Origin of the sequence: Streptomyces sp. NRRL S-337 (genome assembly GCF_000720175.1) — a bacterium.
Classification (GTDB): domain Bacteria; phylum Actinomycetota; class Actinomycetes; order Streptomycetales; family Streptomycetaceae; genus Streptomyces; species Streptomyces siderophoricus.
Window position 1 is genome coordinate 23,051 of record NZ_JOIX01000020.1, and the last position, 14,807, is coordinate 37,857.

Sequence of the window (14,807 nt, forward strand, 5' to 3'; positions counted from 1 at the left end):
CGTCCGGTCCGTGAGACAGCTTCTGAGACAACCGGGCCCGCCGTTTACGCTGCCAGCCGCCCAGGTAGGGCGAAGTACGGACAAGCTCACCGTCGGCGACGACGCGGCTTCTCGGGGCAGGCCGACCAGGGCCTAGACTCCGGTTCGTACAGATCGCAGATCGTCGAAGTCGTTTCGTCGAAGTCGTTGAACAAGCGCAGTCAGGGAGCGAGGGGCGGACGTGCCGGACGCGACCGTACGCACCACCGTCGCCGCGGACTACTTCCAGGGCTACTCGGTCGTCGGGCTCATCGCCGTAATCGGTGTGCTCTTCGTGGCCGTGGCCTTCGGGGCCGGGCGGCTGCTGCGGCCTGTCGTGCCGACGCCCGAGAAGATGCTGACGTACGAGTGCGGCGTGGACCCGGTCGGCGAAGGCTGGGCGCACACCCAGGTCCGCTACTACGTGTACGCCTTCCTCTACGTCATCTTCGCCGTCGACTCGATCTTCCTGTTCCCCTGGGCGACGATCTTCGCTGCCCCTGGTTTCGGCGGCACGACGCTCGTGGAGATGTTCATCTTCCTCGGCTTCCTCACCGTCGGCCTGCTCTACGCATGGAAGAAGGGCGTCCTGGAATGGACGTGACCCCCGCCGCCAACAGCTCCGCGGCTGCGGCCGGGGGCGCCGCCCCGGAATTCCTTCCGGAGCCGCGCCGCCTGGGCACCCTGGCCCGGCTCGCGCCCGAACCGATGAAGGTGGTCCTCAACTGGGGCCGCCGCTACAGCCTGTGGGTGTTCAACTTCGGGCTGGCTTGCTGCGCGATCGAGTTCATCGCCGCTTCCATGGCCCGCCACGACTTCATCCGGCTCGGGGTGATCCCGTTCGCGCCCGGCCCGCGCCAGGCCGACCTGATGGTCGTGTCCGGCACCGTGACGGACAAGATGGCCCCGGCCGTCAAGCGCCTCTACGAGCAGATGCCCGAGCCCAAGTACGTCATCTCCTTCGGGGCCTGCTCCAACTGCGGCGGCCCCTACTGGGACTCGTACTCGGTCACCAAGGGCGTCGACCAGATCATCCCGGTCGACGTGTACGTGCCGGGCTGCCCGCCGCGCCCGGAGGCGCTGCTCCAGGGCATCCTCAAGCTGCAGGAGAAGATCGCGCGCGAGTCCCTGGGCGAGCGGTACGCGAAGGGCGGCGCGGCCCGGCCTTCGGCGGCCGCCCTGCGCAGCGGCCTGGTGACGCCGCCCGCGCCGGCGCCCGCGGGGGAGGAGCCCCGATGAGCGACCAGCCCCAGCAGCCGGATCAGTCCCAGCAGTCCCAGCGGCCCGATCAGCCCCAGCCGGCGGGCCGGCCGGAGCAGCGGCCTGAGGCCGTCGAGCCGGTCGAGCCGGTCGGGTCCGCCGAGCCCGCGGAGCCCACCGAGCCGGCCGAGCCGGTCGTCGGGTGGCTGCCGCGGCCCGCGAGCGAGATCTTCGGCGCCGGTGCCACCGCGGAGCTGGCGTACGACCTGCTGACCGTCGACGTCCCGGTGGACGGCTGGCTCACCGCGCTGACCGCCGCCCGGGACGACCTCGGCTGCCGCTACTTCGACTGGCTCAGCGCCGTGGACGAGCCCGGCACCGGCTTCCGTATCTGCGCACACCTCGTGGACGTGGCCCGCCCGGGGACCGTTCACCGGCTGGTCGTCCGGACCACGGTTCCGCACGACGCGGCCGCGCTGCCCACCGCCGTCGGCGTGTACGCGGGCGCGGGCTGGCACGAGCGCGAGACGCACGAGATGTTCGGCGTCGACTTCACCGGCCACCCCCACCTCGTACCGCTGCTCCTCCCGGAGGGCTTCGAGGGGCACCCGCTGCGCAAGGACTTCGTGCTGGCGGCCCGGGTGGCCAAGGCGTGGCCGGGGGCCAAGGAGCCGGGGGAGTCCGAACACGGTGGGCCCAAGCGGCGTCAGATGCTGCCGCCGGGCGTCCCGGACCCGAACGAGTGGGGTCCGCTCAAGGGCCAGCTGCCGCCCGCGCCGGCACGTCCGGCGCGGGGTGCGCGGGCGGCCGGCGGCGCGGCGGGCGAGCGTCCGGTACGGCGTGCGCGGTCGGCGAGCGCGGGCTCGGCCAGCCAGCAGGCGGCGGAGGCCACGTCGTCCGGAGCCACGTCGTCCGGAGCCACGCCGTCCGGGGCTCCTGCGACTCCTGAGGCACCGGCGGCCCCGACACGCGCCGAGCGTCCGGCACGCCGTACCCGGTCCGCGAGCCAGGGTTCGGCCAGCCAGCAGCAGGCGGCGGAGACGGCGGCACCCCCGGCGACCACCGAGCCTCCGGCGACCACCGAGCCCCCGGCGACCACCGAGCCCCCGGCCAACGCCGAGCCTTCGGCCAACGCCGAGCCCCCGGCGAACGCCGAGCCCCCGGCGAACGCCGAGACGACCCCCGAGGCTCCGGCGGCCCCGCGCTCCTCCGACGCACCGTGGCACCACGCCCGCCCGGCCTTCGACGAGCCGCAGAAGCAGCCCGAGGCCGAGCCGAAGCCGGAACCGGGAGCCGAGCCCGCCCCCGAGCCGAAGCCGGCCCCCGCCCCCGAAGCCAAGCCCGAAGCCAAGCCCGAGGCGAAGCCCCAGACCGACGACCCCCAGGGCCCGCACGGCCCCCAGGCCCCGCACGAGCCCCACGACCCGGCAGGAGGCGACACACCATGAGCGACGCGCTCGACATCGCGCTGCGCCTCCTCGCCGTCTTCGCCGTGTTCCTGGTGCTCCCGCTGGTCATCGGGCAGACCGAGCACAAGGTCATGGCCCATATGCAGGGCCGGCTCGGTCCGATGTACGCGGGCGGGTTCCACGGCTGGGCGCAGCTGGTCGCCGACGGCGTGAAGTTCGCGCAGAAGGAAGACATCGTGCCGGCCGGCGCCGACCGGCGGATCTTCCAGCTCGCCCCGGCCGTCGCCCTGCTCCCGTACCTGCTGGTCCTGGTCGCCATCCCGATAGGGCCGCACAACGCCGTCGGGCAGGCCCTGGACGCGGGCATCTTCTTCGTGCTCGCCGTCATGGGCGTCGGCGTGCTCGGCTCGCTGATGGCCGGCTGGGCCTCCGCGAACAAGTTCTCGCTGCTCGGCGCCCTGCGGACGGCCGCGCAGCTGCTCGCGTACGAGCTGCCGATGCTGCTCGCCGCGGCCTCCGTCGCGATGGCGGCCGGCACGCTCTCGCTGCCCGGCATCGTCGAGGCGTTCCACTGGTGGTGGGTGCCGTGGCAGATCGTCGGCGGCGTGGTGTTCTTCACCGCGGGCCTCGCCGAGCTGCAGCGGCCGCCGTTCGACATGCCGGTCGCCGACTCGGAGATCATCTTCGGCGCGTACACCGAGTACACCGGACTGCGGTTCGCGCTCTTCCTGCTCGCCGAATACGCGGGCATCGTCGTCCTCTGCGCGCTGACCTCGGTGCTCTTCCTGGGCGGCTGGCACGGCCCGTTCGGCGCCGACGGCCTGGGCTGGCTGTGGACGCTGCTGAAGACCGCGCTGCTCGCCTTCGGTGTCATCTGGCTGCGGGTCACCTACCCGCGGCTGCGTGAGGACCAGCTGCAGAAGCTCGCCTGGACGGGGCTCATCCCGCTCGCGCTGGCCCAGATCGCCCTCACCGGCGTCGTCAAGGTGGTGATCTCGTCATGAGCTTCCCCGGTTCCGGTCTCGCCAAGGGCCTGGCCGTCACCCTGCGGACGATGACGAAGCGTTCCGTCACCGCGCAGTACCCGGACGTCCAGCCCGATCTCGCGCCGCGCACCCGTGGCGTCATCGGGCTGTTCGAGGAGAACTGCACGGTCTGCATGCTGTGCGCCCGTGAGTGCCCGGACTGGTGCATCTACATCGACTCCCACAAGGAGACGGTGCCGCCGGCCGCGCCCGGAGGCCGTGAGCGCAGCCGGAACGTGCTCGACCGCTTCGCCATCGACTTCGCGCTGTGCATGTACTGCGGGATCTGCATCGAGGTCTGCCCCTTCGACGCGCTCTTCTGGTCCCCGGAGTTCGAGTACGCCGAGACGGACATCCACGACCTCACCCACGAGCGCGACAAGCTCCGCGAGTGGATGTGGACGGTGCCCGAGCCGCCGGCGCTCGACCCGGCGGCCGAGGAGCCCAAGGAGATCGCCGCCGCCCGTAAGGCCGCGGACAAACTCGCCGCCCAGCAGGCGGCCGAGGCCGCGGCGCAGAACGAGAACCAGACCGAGAACCCGAACCAGAACCAGAACCAGGCCCAGGACACCGAGGAGGAGGGGACGTGACGCTCGCCGCCACGGCCGCCGGGCACGGCTTCCTGTCGCCCACCGGCGTCGAGATCGCGTTCCTGCTCGTCGGCATCGGCACCCTGGGCGCGGCCGTCATCACCGTCACCACCCGGCAGCTGGTGCACGCCGCCCTCTGGCTGGTCGTCGCGCTCGGCGGGGTCGCGGTCGAATACCTCCTGCTCACGGCCGAGTTCATCGCCTGGGTGCAGGTGCTCATCTACGTCGGATCCGTGGTCGTCCTGCTGCTCTTCGGGCTGATGCTGACCAAGGCGCCCATCGGACGCTCCCCGGACGCCGATTCCGGCAACCGCTGGGCGGCGCTCGTGGTTGCGCTCGCCGCGGCCGGCGCCCTGGTCTGGGTCGTCGTCGACGCCTTCCGTGCCACCTGGATCTCCTTCGACGGGCCCGTCCAGGGCTCCGCCGAGGCCTCCGGCCGCAGCCTCTTCCAGTACTGGGTGCTGCCCTTCGAGGCGCTGTCCGTGCTGCTGCTCGCCGCGCTCGTCGGGGCGATCGTGCTGTCCCGCCGGGGCGGTGAGGGCAGGGCCCCGGCGGCCGCCCTGCCGGACGCCGCGGCCCGCGCCTCCGCGGCACCCGCCACCGCCCCACGAGAGGAGCAGCGCTGATGCATCTCGCCTATCCGGCCGTCCTCGCCGTCCTCCTCTTCTGCACCGGGCTGTACGGCGTGCTCGCCCGCCGCAACGCGATCCTGGTGCTGATGTCCGTCGAGCTGATGCTCAACGCCGTCAACCTCAACCTCGTCGCCTTCGACGTCTGGCTGCGCGACACCCTGCACTCCGGCCAGGCGCTCACCCTCTTCACCATCGCCATCGCCGCCGCCGAGATCGGCATCGGCCTGGCGATCGTGCTGCTCGTCTACCGCAACCGCGGCAGCTCCGACATCGACCGGCTCCGTGACCTCGCCGAGCGGCCGGACGGCGCCGACGCCGACGGGACCCCGCAGCCGGACACCCAGGCGGAGGCCACCGCGTGACCCTCACGACCACCGCCGTTCTCGTTCCTCTCCTGCCCTTCCTCGGGGCCGTCGCCGGTCTCCTCCTGGGGCGGCGCACGCCCGGTTTCGTACGGCCGCTGGCCGTGCTGCCGACGCTCGCCGCAGCCGGGCTGACCGTGGCGGTCGCCGTCGGCCAGGGCGGCGGGCCGGCCACCGACGTCGCCACCCGGCTCACCCCGACCGGGTCGATCCCGATCGACCTGGCGCTGCACATCGACGGCTTCGCCGCGCTGATCGCCGTACTCGTCGGCGTCGTGGCGACCTGTGTGCAGATCTACTCCACCGGCTATCTGCGCGACGATCCGCGCTACCCGTCCTACGCGGCGCTGGTCTCGCTCTTCACCGCCGCGATGCTGCTGGTCGTCTACACCGGCGACCTGATGGTGCTGCTGGTCGGCTGGGAAGTCATGGGCATCTGCTCGTACTTCCTCGTCGGCCACTACTGGGAGACCGAGACCGCCCGGGCCGCCTCCCTCAAGGCGTTCCTGGTCACCAAGCTCGGTGACGTCCCCTTCCTCTTCGGCATCTTCGCGCTGGCCGCCGACACCGGCACCTTCCGGATCACCGGCATCCTCGGCTCGGTCGTCAACCGCGGCCTGGACCACCCGACGCTGATCGCGCTGCTGCTGCTGGCCGGCGTCGCGGGCAAGTCCGCGCAGTTCCCGCTGCACACCTGGCTCCCGGACGCGATGGCCGGTCCGACGCCGGTCTCCGCGCTGATCCACGCCGCGACGATGGTGGCGGCCGGCATCTACGTCGTGGCCCGGCTCCTGCCGGTCTTCGCGGCCTCCGCGGCCGCACTGGTCGTGATGGCCGTCATCGCCGCGATCACCATGGTCGGCTCCGGCCTCGCCGCGCTGGCCCAGGACGACATCAAGCGCGTACTGGCCTATTCGACGGTCGGCCAGCTCGGCTACATGCTGGGCGCGCTCGCCGTCGGCGACCGCGGCGCCGCCGTCTTCCACCTCCTGGCGCACGGTGCGTTCAAGGCCCTCCTCTTCCTCGGCGCGGGCGTGATCATCCACGCCGCGGGCACCAACTCGCTCGCCGCCATGTCCCGGATGAGCGGCCTGTCCCGGCGCATCCCGGACGCCTACTGGACCGTGACGGTGGCGCTGCTCGCGCTCGCCGCGATCCCGCCGTTCGCCGGCTTCTTCTCCAAGGAAGCCGTCCTCGGCGCAGCCGAGCACGCCGCCACCGGCGCCGCCCACGGCATCCCCGGCGCGGCCGGCTGGACCGTCCTGGTCTCCGGACTGCTCACCGCCCTCCTCACCGCGGCCTACGCCGCCCGCCTGTGGCTGCTCGCCTTCAAGGGCCGGGGCGTCGAGGCCCCCGACCTTCCCCAAGCTCTCAACTCCGTTCGAGCAGGGGAGACCCCAAGTCCCCAGCCGGTCGTGATGAACGCCGTCCTGTGGGTGCTCTTCGTCCCCACCGTCGCACTGGGCCTTTCCGCCCCCCTCCTGCCCGAGTGGTTCGACGGGCGCTCGCTCGCTCCGACCCTGACCACCTCCGTCGTCGGCACCGGTATCGCCGTCGTCGGCGGCCTGGTCACCTACGCCACCTGGCGCCACACCACCGCGCTCGCCGCCCGCACCCCCATCGGCGCGGTCGTCGTCGACCCGGACGCGGCTCCCGGGCTCGCCGAGGAGACGGCCATCGCCACCCACGCCCCGGTCTACGGCGACAACGCCGGCGCCGCGGACCCGGCCGACCCGGGCCGCCTCCTCCTCGGCCCGCTGCACCGCCACGCCGCCGTCGGCTTCCACCTGGACGCCGTCTACTCCGCGCTGTTCGTCCGGCCCGTACGCGCCGCCGCCACGCTCGTCCGCTTCCTGGACCGCGAGGTCGTCGACACCTACGTCCGCGGTGCGGGCACCGCCCCGCGCTGGCTGGGCGCCGCCGTCCGCCGCGCCCAGACCGGGAACGTGCAGACCTACCTCGGCGCGCTGCTGGCGGGCTCACTCGTCCTGGCGATCGCCGCCGTCCTCGTCGCCACGGGCACGGGAGCCTGACCGATGCACCTGACTCAGACCACCCTGCAGATCCTCCTCGTGGGCGTCGTCGCCCTCCCCCTCCTCGGCGCGCTCGCCGCGCTGCTGCCCGCGCCGCCCGGTCTGAAGGGCAAGAACCCCGACCAGGCCGTACTGCGCCACGGCGTGACCGTCACCGGCGTCGTGCTCGCCGCCAGCGTCGCGCTGGCCGCCGGCTTCGACCACGCTCAGCCGGCGCGTATGCAGGCCACCACCGACATCAGCTGGATCCCGGCGCTCGGCATCCGCATCCACCTCGGCGTCGACGGCATCTCGCTCCCCCTCGTCGTCATGACCGCGCTGCTGACCTTCCTCTGCGCGCTCTACTCCTACTTCCACATGCCAACGGGCCCGTCTCCCAAGGCATTTGTGGCCCTGCTGCTCGTCCTGGAGGCCGGCACCCTCGCCACCTTCGCCGTCCTGGACCTGATGCTCTTCTTCCTCGCCTTCGAGATGGTCCTCATCCCGATGTACTTCCTCATCGCCCGCTGGGGCGGTGCGGGGAAGCAGGCGGCGGCATGGAAGTTCATCCTCTACACGCTGCTCGGCTCCGTCGTGATGCTGCTCGGCCTCCTCCTCATCGGCGTGAAATCCGGCACGTTCGACATGGTCGCACTCGCCACTGACAACGGCCCGAAAGCCCAGCTCAGCCACACCGTCCAGCTCCTCGCGGTGCTCGCGATCGGGATCGGACTGGCCGTCAAGTCCCCGATGTGGCCGCTGCACAGCTGGCTGCCCGACGCGCACACCGCCGCACCCACCGTCGGCTCGGTCCTGCTGGCCGGCGTCCTGCTGAAGATGGGCACCTACGGGTTCGTCCGGATCGCGTTGCCCATCACCCCGGAGGGCATGCACACCTACGCGCCCTACCTCGCCGCGTTCGCCGCCGTCGGCATCATCTACGGCTCGCTCGCCTGCCTCGCCCTCGTCCGCAAGGGTGGCAAGGGCGACCTCAAGCGCCTGATCGCCTACAGCTCCGTCGGCCACATGGGCTTCGTCCTGCTCGGCATCGCCAGCATGACCCCCACCGGCGTCAACGGCGCCCTGTTCGCCAACATCGCGCACGGCCTGATCACCGGCCTGCTGTTCTTCCTCGTCGGTGCCCTCAAGGACCGCACCGGCACCACCGACCTCGACGCCCTGGCCGGCACCACCGGCGCCGCCCTCTACGGCAAGGCCCCCCGCTTCGGCGGCCTGCTCGCCTTCGGGGCGGTCGCCTCGCTCGGCCTGCCCGGACTGGCCGGCTTCTGGGGCGAGATGCTCGCCATGTTCGGCGCCTTCCGGCCCGCCGCGGGCCTGAGCCGCCCCGCCTTCCTGACGTTCATGGTGCTGGCCGGCCTCGGCACCCTGCTGACCGCCGCATACCTCCTCCTGGTCGTCCGCCGGGTCTGCATGGGCGGCACCCCGCACCTCGCCCCCACCGCCCCGCTCGGCGGCGTCGACGGCGACCCGGAGCGGCCCGCGGCGGCCACCCCCGCCCCCGCCCCGGCCGTCCCCGACCTCGCGGGTTACGAGTACGCGGCCTGGTCCCCCCTGGCCGCCCTCACCGTCCTCGCCGGACTGTGGCCCGCGGCCCTCCTCGGCCTCACCGACCCGGCCGTCCAGCAGCTCCTCGGAGGCGGTAAGTGATGAGCTCGATCACCTCTCTGGTCCAGTCCGTCGACTGGGTCGCCGTCGCCCCGCCCACGATCACCGCGGTCGTCGCCCTGGCGGTGCTGGTCGCCGACCTGTTCGTGCCCCCGGCCCGCAAGCCGCTGCTGGGCTGGGCCGCCACCGCGGGCCTCGTCCTCGCCGCGCTGTCCCTGCTGCCCCTCCTGGGCGGCGACCGCCGCACCTTCTGCCTCCCCGGGCACCCCGACGTGTGCAGCTACGTCGCCGACCCGTTCGCCCTGGTCATCCAGTTCCTGGTGCTCGGCGGCGCGCTGCTGACCGCCCTGCTGTCCCTCGACACCATCAAGGACCACGACCTGCCCGCCGGCGAGTACTGGTTCCTGCTGCTGTCCTCGGCCGCCGGCGCCGCCCTGCTGCCCGCCTCCCGGGACCTGGCCACCCTCGTCATCGCCCTGGAGGTCGCCTCCCTGCCGGCCTTCGCCCTCGTGGGCCTGCGCCGCGGCGACCGGCTCTCCTCCGAGGCGGCGCTGAAGTTCTTCCTCTCCTCGGTGGCCGCCACCGCCGTGATGCTGCTCGGCGTCAGCTTCGTCTACGCCGCCACCCGCAGCCTCTACCTCTCCCGGGTGGCGCACGCCCTCACCGACCTCCCCGACGCCCGCCTCGCCACCCTGGCCAGCGCCGGCGTCGCGCTCACCCTGGTCGGCTTCGCCTTCAAGACGGCGGCCGCCCCGTTCCACTTCTGGGTGCCCGACACCTACGTCGGCGCCCCGCTGCCGATCGCCGGCTACCTCTCCGTGGTCGGCAAGGCAGTCGGCTTCTCCGGTCTGATCCTGGTCACCGTCCAGGGCTTCCCGGCGTACGCCGACGTCTGGGGCCCGGCGCTGGCCGTCCTCGCCGCGCTCACCATGACCGTCGGCAACGTCGCCGCCCTCCGCCAGGACCCGCGCCGCGAGCACAGCGCGGTCCGCCTGCTCGCCTGGTCGTCGGTCGGCCAGGCCGGCTACCTCCTGGTGCCGCTGGCCGCCGCGGGCTACACCCACCGGCCGGCGCACGCCATCGGCGCCACCGTCGTCTACGCCCTGATGTACGCGGCCGTGAACCTCGGCGCGTTCGCCGTCGCCGCCCTGGTGGCCCGTACGCGCCCCGCCAACCGCGTCACCGACTACCGGGGCCTGTACGCCCGCCGGCCGCTCGTCGCGCTCGCCATGGGCTTCTTCCTGCTCTGCCTGGCCGGTCTTCCGCCGGGCATCATCGGGCTGTTCGCCAAGGTCACGGTGTTCTCCGCGGCCGTCGACGCCGGGCTGGCCTGGCTCGCCGTGGTCATGGCCGTCAACGTCGTGATCGCGCTCTACTACTACCTGCAGTGGACGGCGGTGCTCTTCCGGGGCGCCGAGGAACCCGCACCCGCCGGGCCGCGGCCGCCCGCCCCCCGGATCCCGGCCCCGCTGGCCACCGCCATCGCCCTCGCCACCGTCCTCGGTCTCGCCCTCTCCGGCGCGCCCCAGCTCGTCCTGCGCTTCGCCTCCGGCGCGCTCCTCTGACCGACGCGGCCGATCCGGGCCACCCATACGGCGGTACGGCGCCCACCACTCCACGGACGGGTCCCCGACGCCCGTCCCCGGCCCCCTCGCCCGGGCAGCGGGAACCCGGCCCGTTCATCTCGCGTTGACCAGTGAGTAAGGGTCCACTGAAGAGTGGAGCAACGCAGCACAGGGTTCCCCTGCCGCACCGCTTGGAGGGCGTACCGTGCACCGCCGGCACAACGGGCTCAGAACCGCCGTACTCCTCGGGGGACTGTCCGCACTCATCATCCTCATCGGCAGTTTCTTCGGGCGTACGGGCCTGATCGTCGCCGTTCTCGTCGCCCTGGCGACCAACGCCTACGCGTACTGGAACAGCGACAAACTCGCCCTGCGCGCCATGCGGGCCCGCCCGGTGAGCGAGTTCGAGGCGCCGCAGCTCTACCGCATGGTCCGCGAGCTGTCGACGGCCGCCCGCCAGCCCATGCCGCGGCTGTACATCTCCCCGACCCAGGCGCCGAACGCCTTCGCCACCGGCCGCAACCCGCGCAACGCCGCGGTCTGCTGCACCGACGGCATCCTCCGCCTCCTCGACGAGCGCGAGCTGCGCGGCGTCATCGGCCATGAGCTCAGCCACGTCTACAACCGCGACATCCTCATCTCGTCCGTCGCCGGCGCGCTGGCCTCCGTCGTGATGTTCCTGGTCAACTTCGCCTGGCTGATCCCCATAGGCCGGTCCGAGGACGACGAGGGACCCGGTCTGCTGGGCATGCTGCTGATCGCGCTTCTCGGCCCGATCGCGGCCTCGCTCATCCAGCTGGCGGTCAGCCGCTCCCGCGAGTACCAGGCCGACGCCTCGGGCGCCCAGCTCACCGGCGACCCGCTCGCCCTGGCCTCCGCCCTGCGCAAGTTGGAGATCGGCACCCAGCAGCTGCCGCTCCCGCCCGAGCCGCGGCTGGAGACCGCCGGCCACATGATGATCGCCAACCCGTTCCGGGCCGGCGAGGGCATGTCCAAGCTGTTCTCCACCCACCCCCCGATGCACGAACGCATCGCCCGCCTGGAGCAGATGGCCGGCCACCACCGCCCCTGACCCCCGCGGACACCGCTGGCCGCCCCTCGGGCACCGGCGCATCATGAACGCAACGCTCCACCGGCCCCGGTGCGTCTAGCACGGCAGTTACCCCGTTCGCCGTGCCCGTGGAAGGCTGCCGATCATGAAGCTCATCCTCAACGTCCTCTGGCTGATCCTCAGCGGGTTCTGGCTCGCCCTCGGCTACCTCCTCGCGGGCATCATCTGCTGCATCCTGATCATCACGATCCCGTTCGGCATCGCGTCCTTCCGCATCGCCGGCTACGCCCTCTGGCCCTTCGGCCGCACGACCGTCGTCCGGCGCGACGCCGGCGCCGGCTCCGCCATCGGCAACGTCATCTGGATCATCTTCGCGGGCTGGTGGCTGGCCCTGGGCCACATCGTCACCGGCCTCGCCCTGTGCGTGACGATCATCGGCATCCCGTTCGGCATCGCCAACTTCAAGATGATTCCGATCTCCCTGCTGCCGCTCGGCCGCGAGATCGTGCCCACGGACCAGCCGTTCGCCACTCGTTGATCAAGTGGTTGGGCCGGCGAAGGCCCATGGTGGGGGCCGGGGAACGTGAATCCCCGGCCTTCTGCGCATCGGTCGGTCTGGGCTGGCAACTGGATAGTCGGCGCCTTCTTGGCGAGCAGGTCCATCAGGTCGTGGAGGGTCGCGGCGTAGGCGGTGAGAATGGTCCCCGATGGGTTGCCGGTCGACTCGATAGAGAATCGGGTACACGCTCATGTCGCTCGTCGAGGACGAGTCAAGGCGCCAACCCCTATGGATGCGGAACTGGCGAAACCTTTCCCCTTCTCGGGAGTGAATGTGGACCCGTCGCAGAGCGAAGCGCAGCCACCCCGCCCCCATACGGTCGAACGTCTCATTGATATTCGAGGTCTCCTCGGATTGCTACTTGCGGGCTTCGCGGGAGCAGCGAATCTGGTTGGCCTGCGCAGCGCCGAACTGGCCGCAATCCTTCGTCATCAAGGAATCCTGGTAGGGCTTGCGTCCGTTCTGTTGCTCGGTGCGCTGATCTGCGCCATTTCCAGCATCTTTACAGAAATGAGCTACCCCAGTACACCTTTGGATCACTGGCGCCGCGACATCTTTCCTGCTAGCCATCTCTGCGTTTGTATCTATGTAGTCAGGATACCGAAAACGCAATTTGGGGACGCGGCTGGATTCTTGGATGCGGCCTGCTCCTCACAGCGCTCGCCATCACCGGGATAGTCGCATGGGTAATTCGTCGACCTGGGCAACCTGCAATCTCCTTGCGCGAGTCGAAGCAAGGAACCAGGCCGTAACATCGTTTCCACAACGGGAAGCCAGCACGGATTTCAAAGGCGACATGGGAGAGGTGTCTGCGAAAGTATCCGCCACAAAGCTGCGCGACTACGAGCACATCACTCTTGAAGTTCATGACGTCCCGAGGGGAAGCTCCGCCAGAGAATCCGGCGCTGCCGAGCGGGCATGCAAACGAAGCCGCAACCCAGCGCGCCCCCCTGGCAGCGACGATCGACGCGACGCCGATCACAACAACGGCCCAGGCCCCGTACCGTCTCCTCCCCCTCGGCCGCAGGTCCCACGGCCCGGCTATGAGCTAACAGCCCGAGTCCCATGAGAGGGAGAACCGGAAGCGGATCGGGTCGGAGGGAGAGCCGGAGGCGGATCGGCCGTGTTGCCCGATGCTGCCCGCCCGAGAACGATCCCGTTCGGCATCGCCAACTTCACGATGATCCCGATCTCCCTGCTGCCGCTCGGCCGCGAGATCGTGCCCACGGACCAGCCTTTCGCGGCCCGCCGAGCATGCCGGGCGGGTGCTCCGGTCACCCGCCCTGACCAGCGCATACGCCAGTGGGAAGGCGCGTCCTGAGCCGGTTCTTCCCGGAAGTGGCACCGCCTGCGTCGACCAGCCGCGCGTTCCTGGGCGCATACTGGCGACAATGACAAAGCCAGCCGCAGCCCGGCGTCATCTGTCGTCAAGTCCCTTCAAGCCCCCGGTCACGCCACCGCTCAAGCACTTCGCGAGCGGCGACCGGGTCACACACGATGAGTATGGCCTCGGCCGCGTGATCGGTATCGAGGACGAGGTCGCGGTACTTGTCGACTTCGGTTCGCTCCAGGCACGGATCGTGAGTCCGTACGCGAAGCTGACCAAACTCTGAGCCAAGGCGGCCGTCGGGGCGCGGCGGATGCTCCTCCCCGCCCCGGCGCCGCAACCACCTCTCCGCACGTTGCTGCGGGCCATAAACCGAAAGGGAGACGACCCATCGACACCACGTCGCTCTTCTCCGCACCCGAAACGGTGCTCCCGCGGGTCACGACACCGCCGCCACCGCCGACGACGGACCCGTTCCGGAGCCCGGTCGACGAGGCCCCGGCCGGACCGTCCGCTGCCGCGGCCGTGCACCCCGGCACCGCGGAGTAGCTACGCACCGCGGAGTAGCTACGCAACCGGCGGTCACACCCGCACCAGCCCCCGCGGCCCCACGTACCGCCGGAAGCCGAGCGGCTTCACACCGGCCAGGCCCTCGATGAAGGACATCACCGGCCCGCCGCGCGTGAGGCTCCCGGCGATCTCCCGCTCGTGGGCCTCGGCGGTCGTCCACTCGCTGTAGTTGACGACCCGGGTGCCGTCCTCGCTGATGTGGAAGTGTGAGGCGATCCCGCCCTCGCCCGGCTGGACGCCGCCGATCAGGTCCAGCAGCCCGTCCACGAGCGCCCGAGCCGCCTCGTGCCCCGCCGTACGGAAGGCGACCCGCACGACGCAGCCCGGGTCCTCCGGCTCGCCCTGGGGCAGCAGACTGCCGTAGAGCCGGTAACGGGTCGGACCGGTGTCGCCGCCGTCCCCCACGGCGGCCGGCGCGCCGCCCGCGATCTGTTCCCGCAGTCCGGTGTCCTCGCCGCGCATGAACTCCTCGTGCGCGGCATCGCCCGTCCACTGCGCGTAGTCGAGCACGCTGCGCCCGTCCGTCCCGGCGAACAGCACCCGCGACACGAAGCCCGCCGGCAGTGGCGCCCCCTCCCACGCCCGGGCCACGCCGTCCAGGACGGCCCGCTGGCCCTCCGGGCCCCCGGCGTCCCACTCACTGATCAGCACGGTCCCCACGCCCGCCCGCCTGACCTGCGGAAACACGTCTGCGCGAAAGCCCGCGCGGGGACCGGTCCCGAGGCTCTCGCCGCTCTGCACGTTCTTCTGAGAAGTGATGTGAGAAGTCATGCGAGGAGCCTGCAATCTCGACCAAGCTTGAGGTCAAGAGAGATCTCTGAGGGAGCGGATGACGTGTGGCGAGGGGCCGAAACGCCGGTG

At 71.5% G+C, this 14,807-nt stretch carries 16 protein-coding genes; 15 read left to right on the forward strand and 1 reads right to left on the reverse strand.

Annotation, left to right across the window (positions count from 1 at the left end; all coding sequences use genetic code 11):
- Window positions 1-220 precede the first annotated feature (220 nt).
- From IG62_RS0117060 to IG62_RS0117125, 15 genes are all read left to right on the forward strand, one after another.
- A complete protein-coding gene (locus IG62_RS0117060; protein ID WP_030412975.1) occupies window positions 221-622 on the forward strand; it encodes an NADH-quinone oxidoreductase subunit A in 402 nt (133 codons plus the stop codon).
- Window positions 613-1,257 carry an NADH-quinone oxidoreductase subunit B gene (locus tag IG62_RS0117065; protein ID WP_030412976.1) on the forward strand — a complete coding sequence of 215 codons (645 nt, stop codon included), beginning with the start codon at window positions 613-615 and terminating at the stop codon, window positions 1,255-1,257. The genes IG62_RS0117060 and IG62_RS0117065 overlap by 10 nt, the downstream gene beginning before the upstream one ends.
- Entirely contained in the window at window positions 1,254-2,666 is a 1,413-nt protein-coding gene (locus IG62_RS41975) for an NADH-quinone oxidoreductase subunit C (RefSeq protein WP_030803044.1), read from the forward strand. Before IG62_RS0117065 ends, IG62_RS41975 begins: the two co-directional genes overlap by 4 nt.
- On the forward strand, window positions 2,663-3,631 hold the full coding sequence (locus tag IG62_RS0117075) for a complex I subunit 1/NuoH family protein (protein WP_030803047.1): 969 nt from the start codon (window positions 2,663-2,665) through the stop codon (window positions 3,629-3,631). Before IG62_RS41975 ends, IG62_RS0117075 begins: the two co-directional genes overlap by 4 nt.
- Entirely contained in the window at window positions 3,628-4,242 is a 615-nt protein-coding gene (locus IG62_RS0117080) for a NuoI/complex I 23 kDa subunit family protein (RefSeq protein ID WP_030803050.1), read from the forward strand. Before IG62_RS0117075 ends, IG62_RS0117080 begins: the two co-directional genes overlap by 4 nt.
- The gene (locus IG62_RS0117085) at window positions 4,239-4,868 is read left to right on the forward strand and encodes an NADH-quinone oxidoreductase subunit J (RefSeq protein ID WP_030803053.1); all 630 of its coding nucleotides are present in this window, start codon (window positions 4,239-4,241) and stop codon (window positions 4,866-4,868) included. The genes IG62_RS0117080 and IG62_RS0117085 overlap by 4 nt, the downstream gene beginning before the upstream one ends.
- Window positions 4,868-5,236 carry an NADH-quinone oxidoreductase subunit NuoK gene (nuoK, locus tag IG62_RS0117090; RefSeq protein WP_030803056.1) on the forward strand — a complete coding sequence of 123 codons (369 nt, stop codon included), beginning with the start codon at window positions 4,868-4,870 and terminating at the stop codon, window positions 5,234-5,236. Before IG62_RS0117085 ends, nuoK begins: the two co-directional genes overlap by 1 nt.
- Window positions 5,233-7,269 (forward strand): NADH-quinone oxidoreductase subunit L, encoded by a 2,037-nt coding sequence (locus IG62_RS0117095; protein ID WP_030803059.1) that lies wholly within the window; start codon window positions 5,233-5,235, stop codon window positions 7,267-7,269. The genes nuoK and IG62_RS0117095 overlap by 4 nt, the downstream gene beginning before the upstream one ends.
- A 3-nt stretch (window positions 7,270-7,272) precedes the next feature.
- Window positions 7,273-8,916: a complex I subunit 4 family protein gene (locus IG62_RS0117100; protein WP_030803062.1), complete on the forward strand. Its 1,644-nt coding sequence runs from the start codon at window positions 7,273-7,275 to the stop codon at window positions 8,914-8,916.
- On the forward strand, window positions 8,916-10,439 hold the full coding sequence (locus tag IG62_RS0117105) for an NADH-quinone oxidoreductase subunit N (protein ID WP_030803065.1): 1,524 nt from the start codon (window positions 8,916-8,918) through the stop codon (window positions 10,437-10,439). Before IG62_RS0117100 ends, IG62_RS0117105 begins: the two co-directional genes overlap by 1 nt.
- 205 nt (window positions 10,440-10,644) lie before the next feature.
- On the forward strand, window positions 10,645-11,511 hold the full coding sequence (gene htpX, locus IG62_RS0117110) for a zinc metalloprotease HtpX (RefSeq protein ID WP_030803068.1): 867 nt from the start codon (window positions 10,645-10,647) through the stop codon (window positions 11,509-11,511).
- A 124-nt stretch (window positions 11,512-11,635) separates the two neighbouring features.
- Entirely contained in the window at window positions 11,636-12,028 is a 393-nt protein-coding gene (locus IG62_RS0117115) for a YccF domain-containing protein (protein WP_030803071.1), read from the forward strand.
- A gap of 249 nt (window positions 12,029-12,277) precedes the next feature.
- Complete coding sequence (locus tag IG62_RS47245; RefSeq protein WP_158795051.1) at window positions 12,278-12,727, forward strand: hypothetical protein; 450 nt, start codon at window positions 12,278-12,280, stop codon at window positions 12,725-12,727.
- A 445-nt stretch (window positions 12,728-13,172) separates the two neighbouring features.
- Window positions 13,173-13,370 carry a hypothetical protein gene (locus IG62_RS0117120; RefSeq protein ID WP_030803073.1) on the forward strand — a complete coding sequence of 66 codons (198 nt, stop codon included), beginning with the start codon at window positions 13,173-13,175 and terminating at the stop codon, window positions 13,368-13,370.
- A 70-nt stretch (window positions 13,371-13,440) separates the two neighbouring features.
- On the forward strand, window positions 13,441-13,662 hold the full coding sequence (locus IG62_RS0117125; RefSeq protein ID WP_030803075.1) for a hypothetical protein: 222 nt from the start codon (window positions 13,441-13,443) through the stop codon (window positions 13,660-13,662).
- Between the two features lie 296 nt (window positions 13,663-13,958).
- On the opposite strand, the gene IG62_RS0117130 is transcribed toward IG62_RS0117125, so the two are convergent.
- Entirely contained in the window at window positions 13,959-14,717 is a 759-nt protein-coding gene (locus IG62_RS0117130; RefSeq protein WP_078872051.1) for an antibiotic biosynthesis monooxygenase, read from the reverse strand.
- Window positions 14,718-14,807 lie beyond the last annotated feature (90 nt).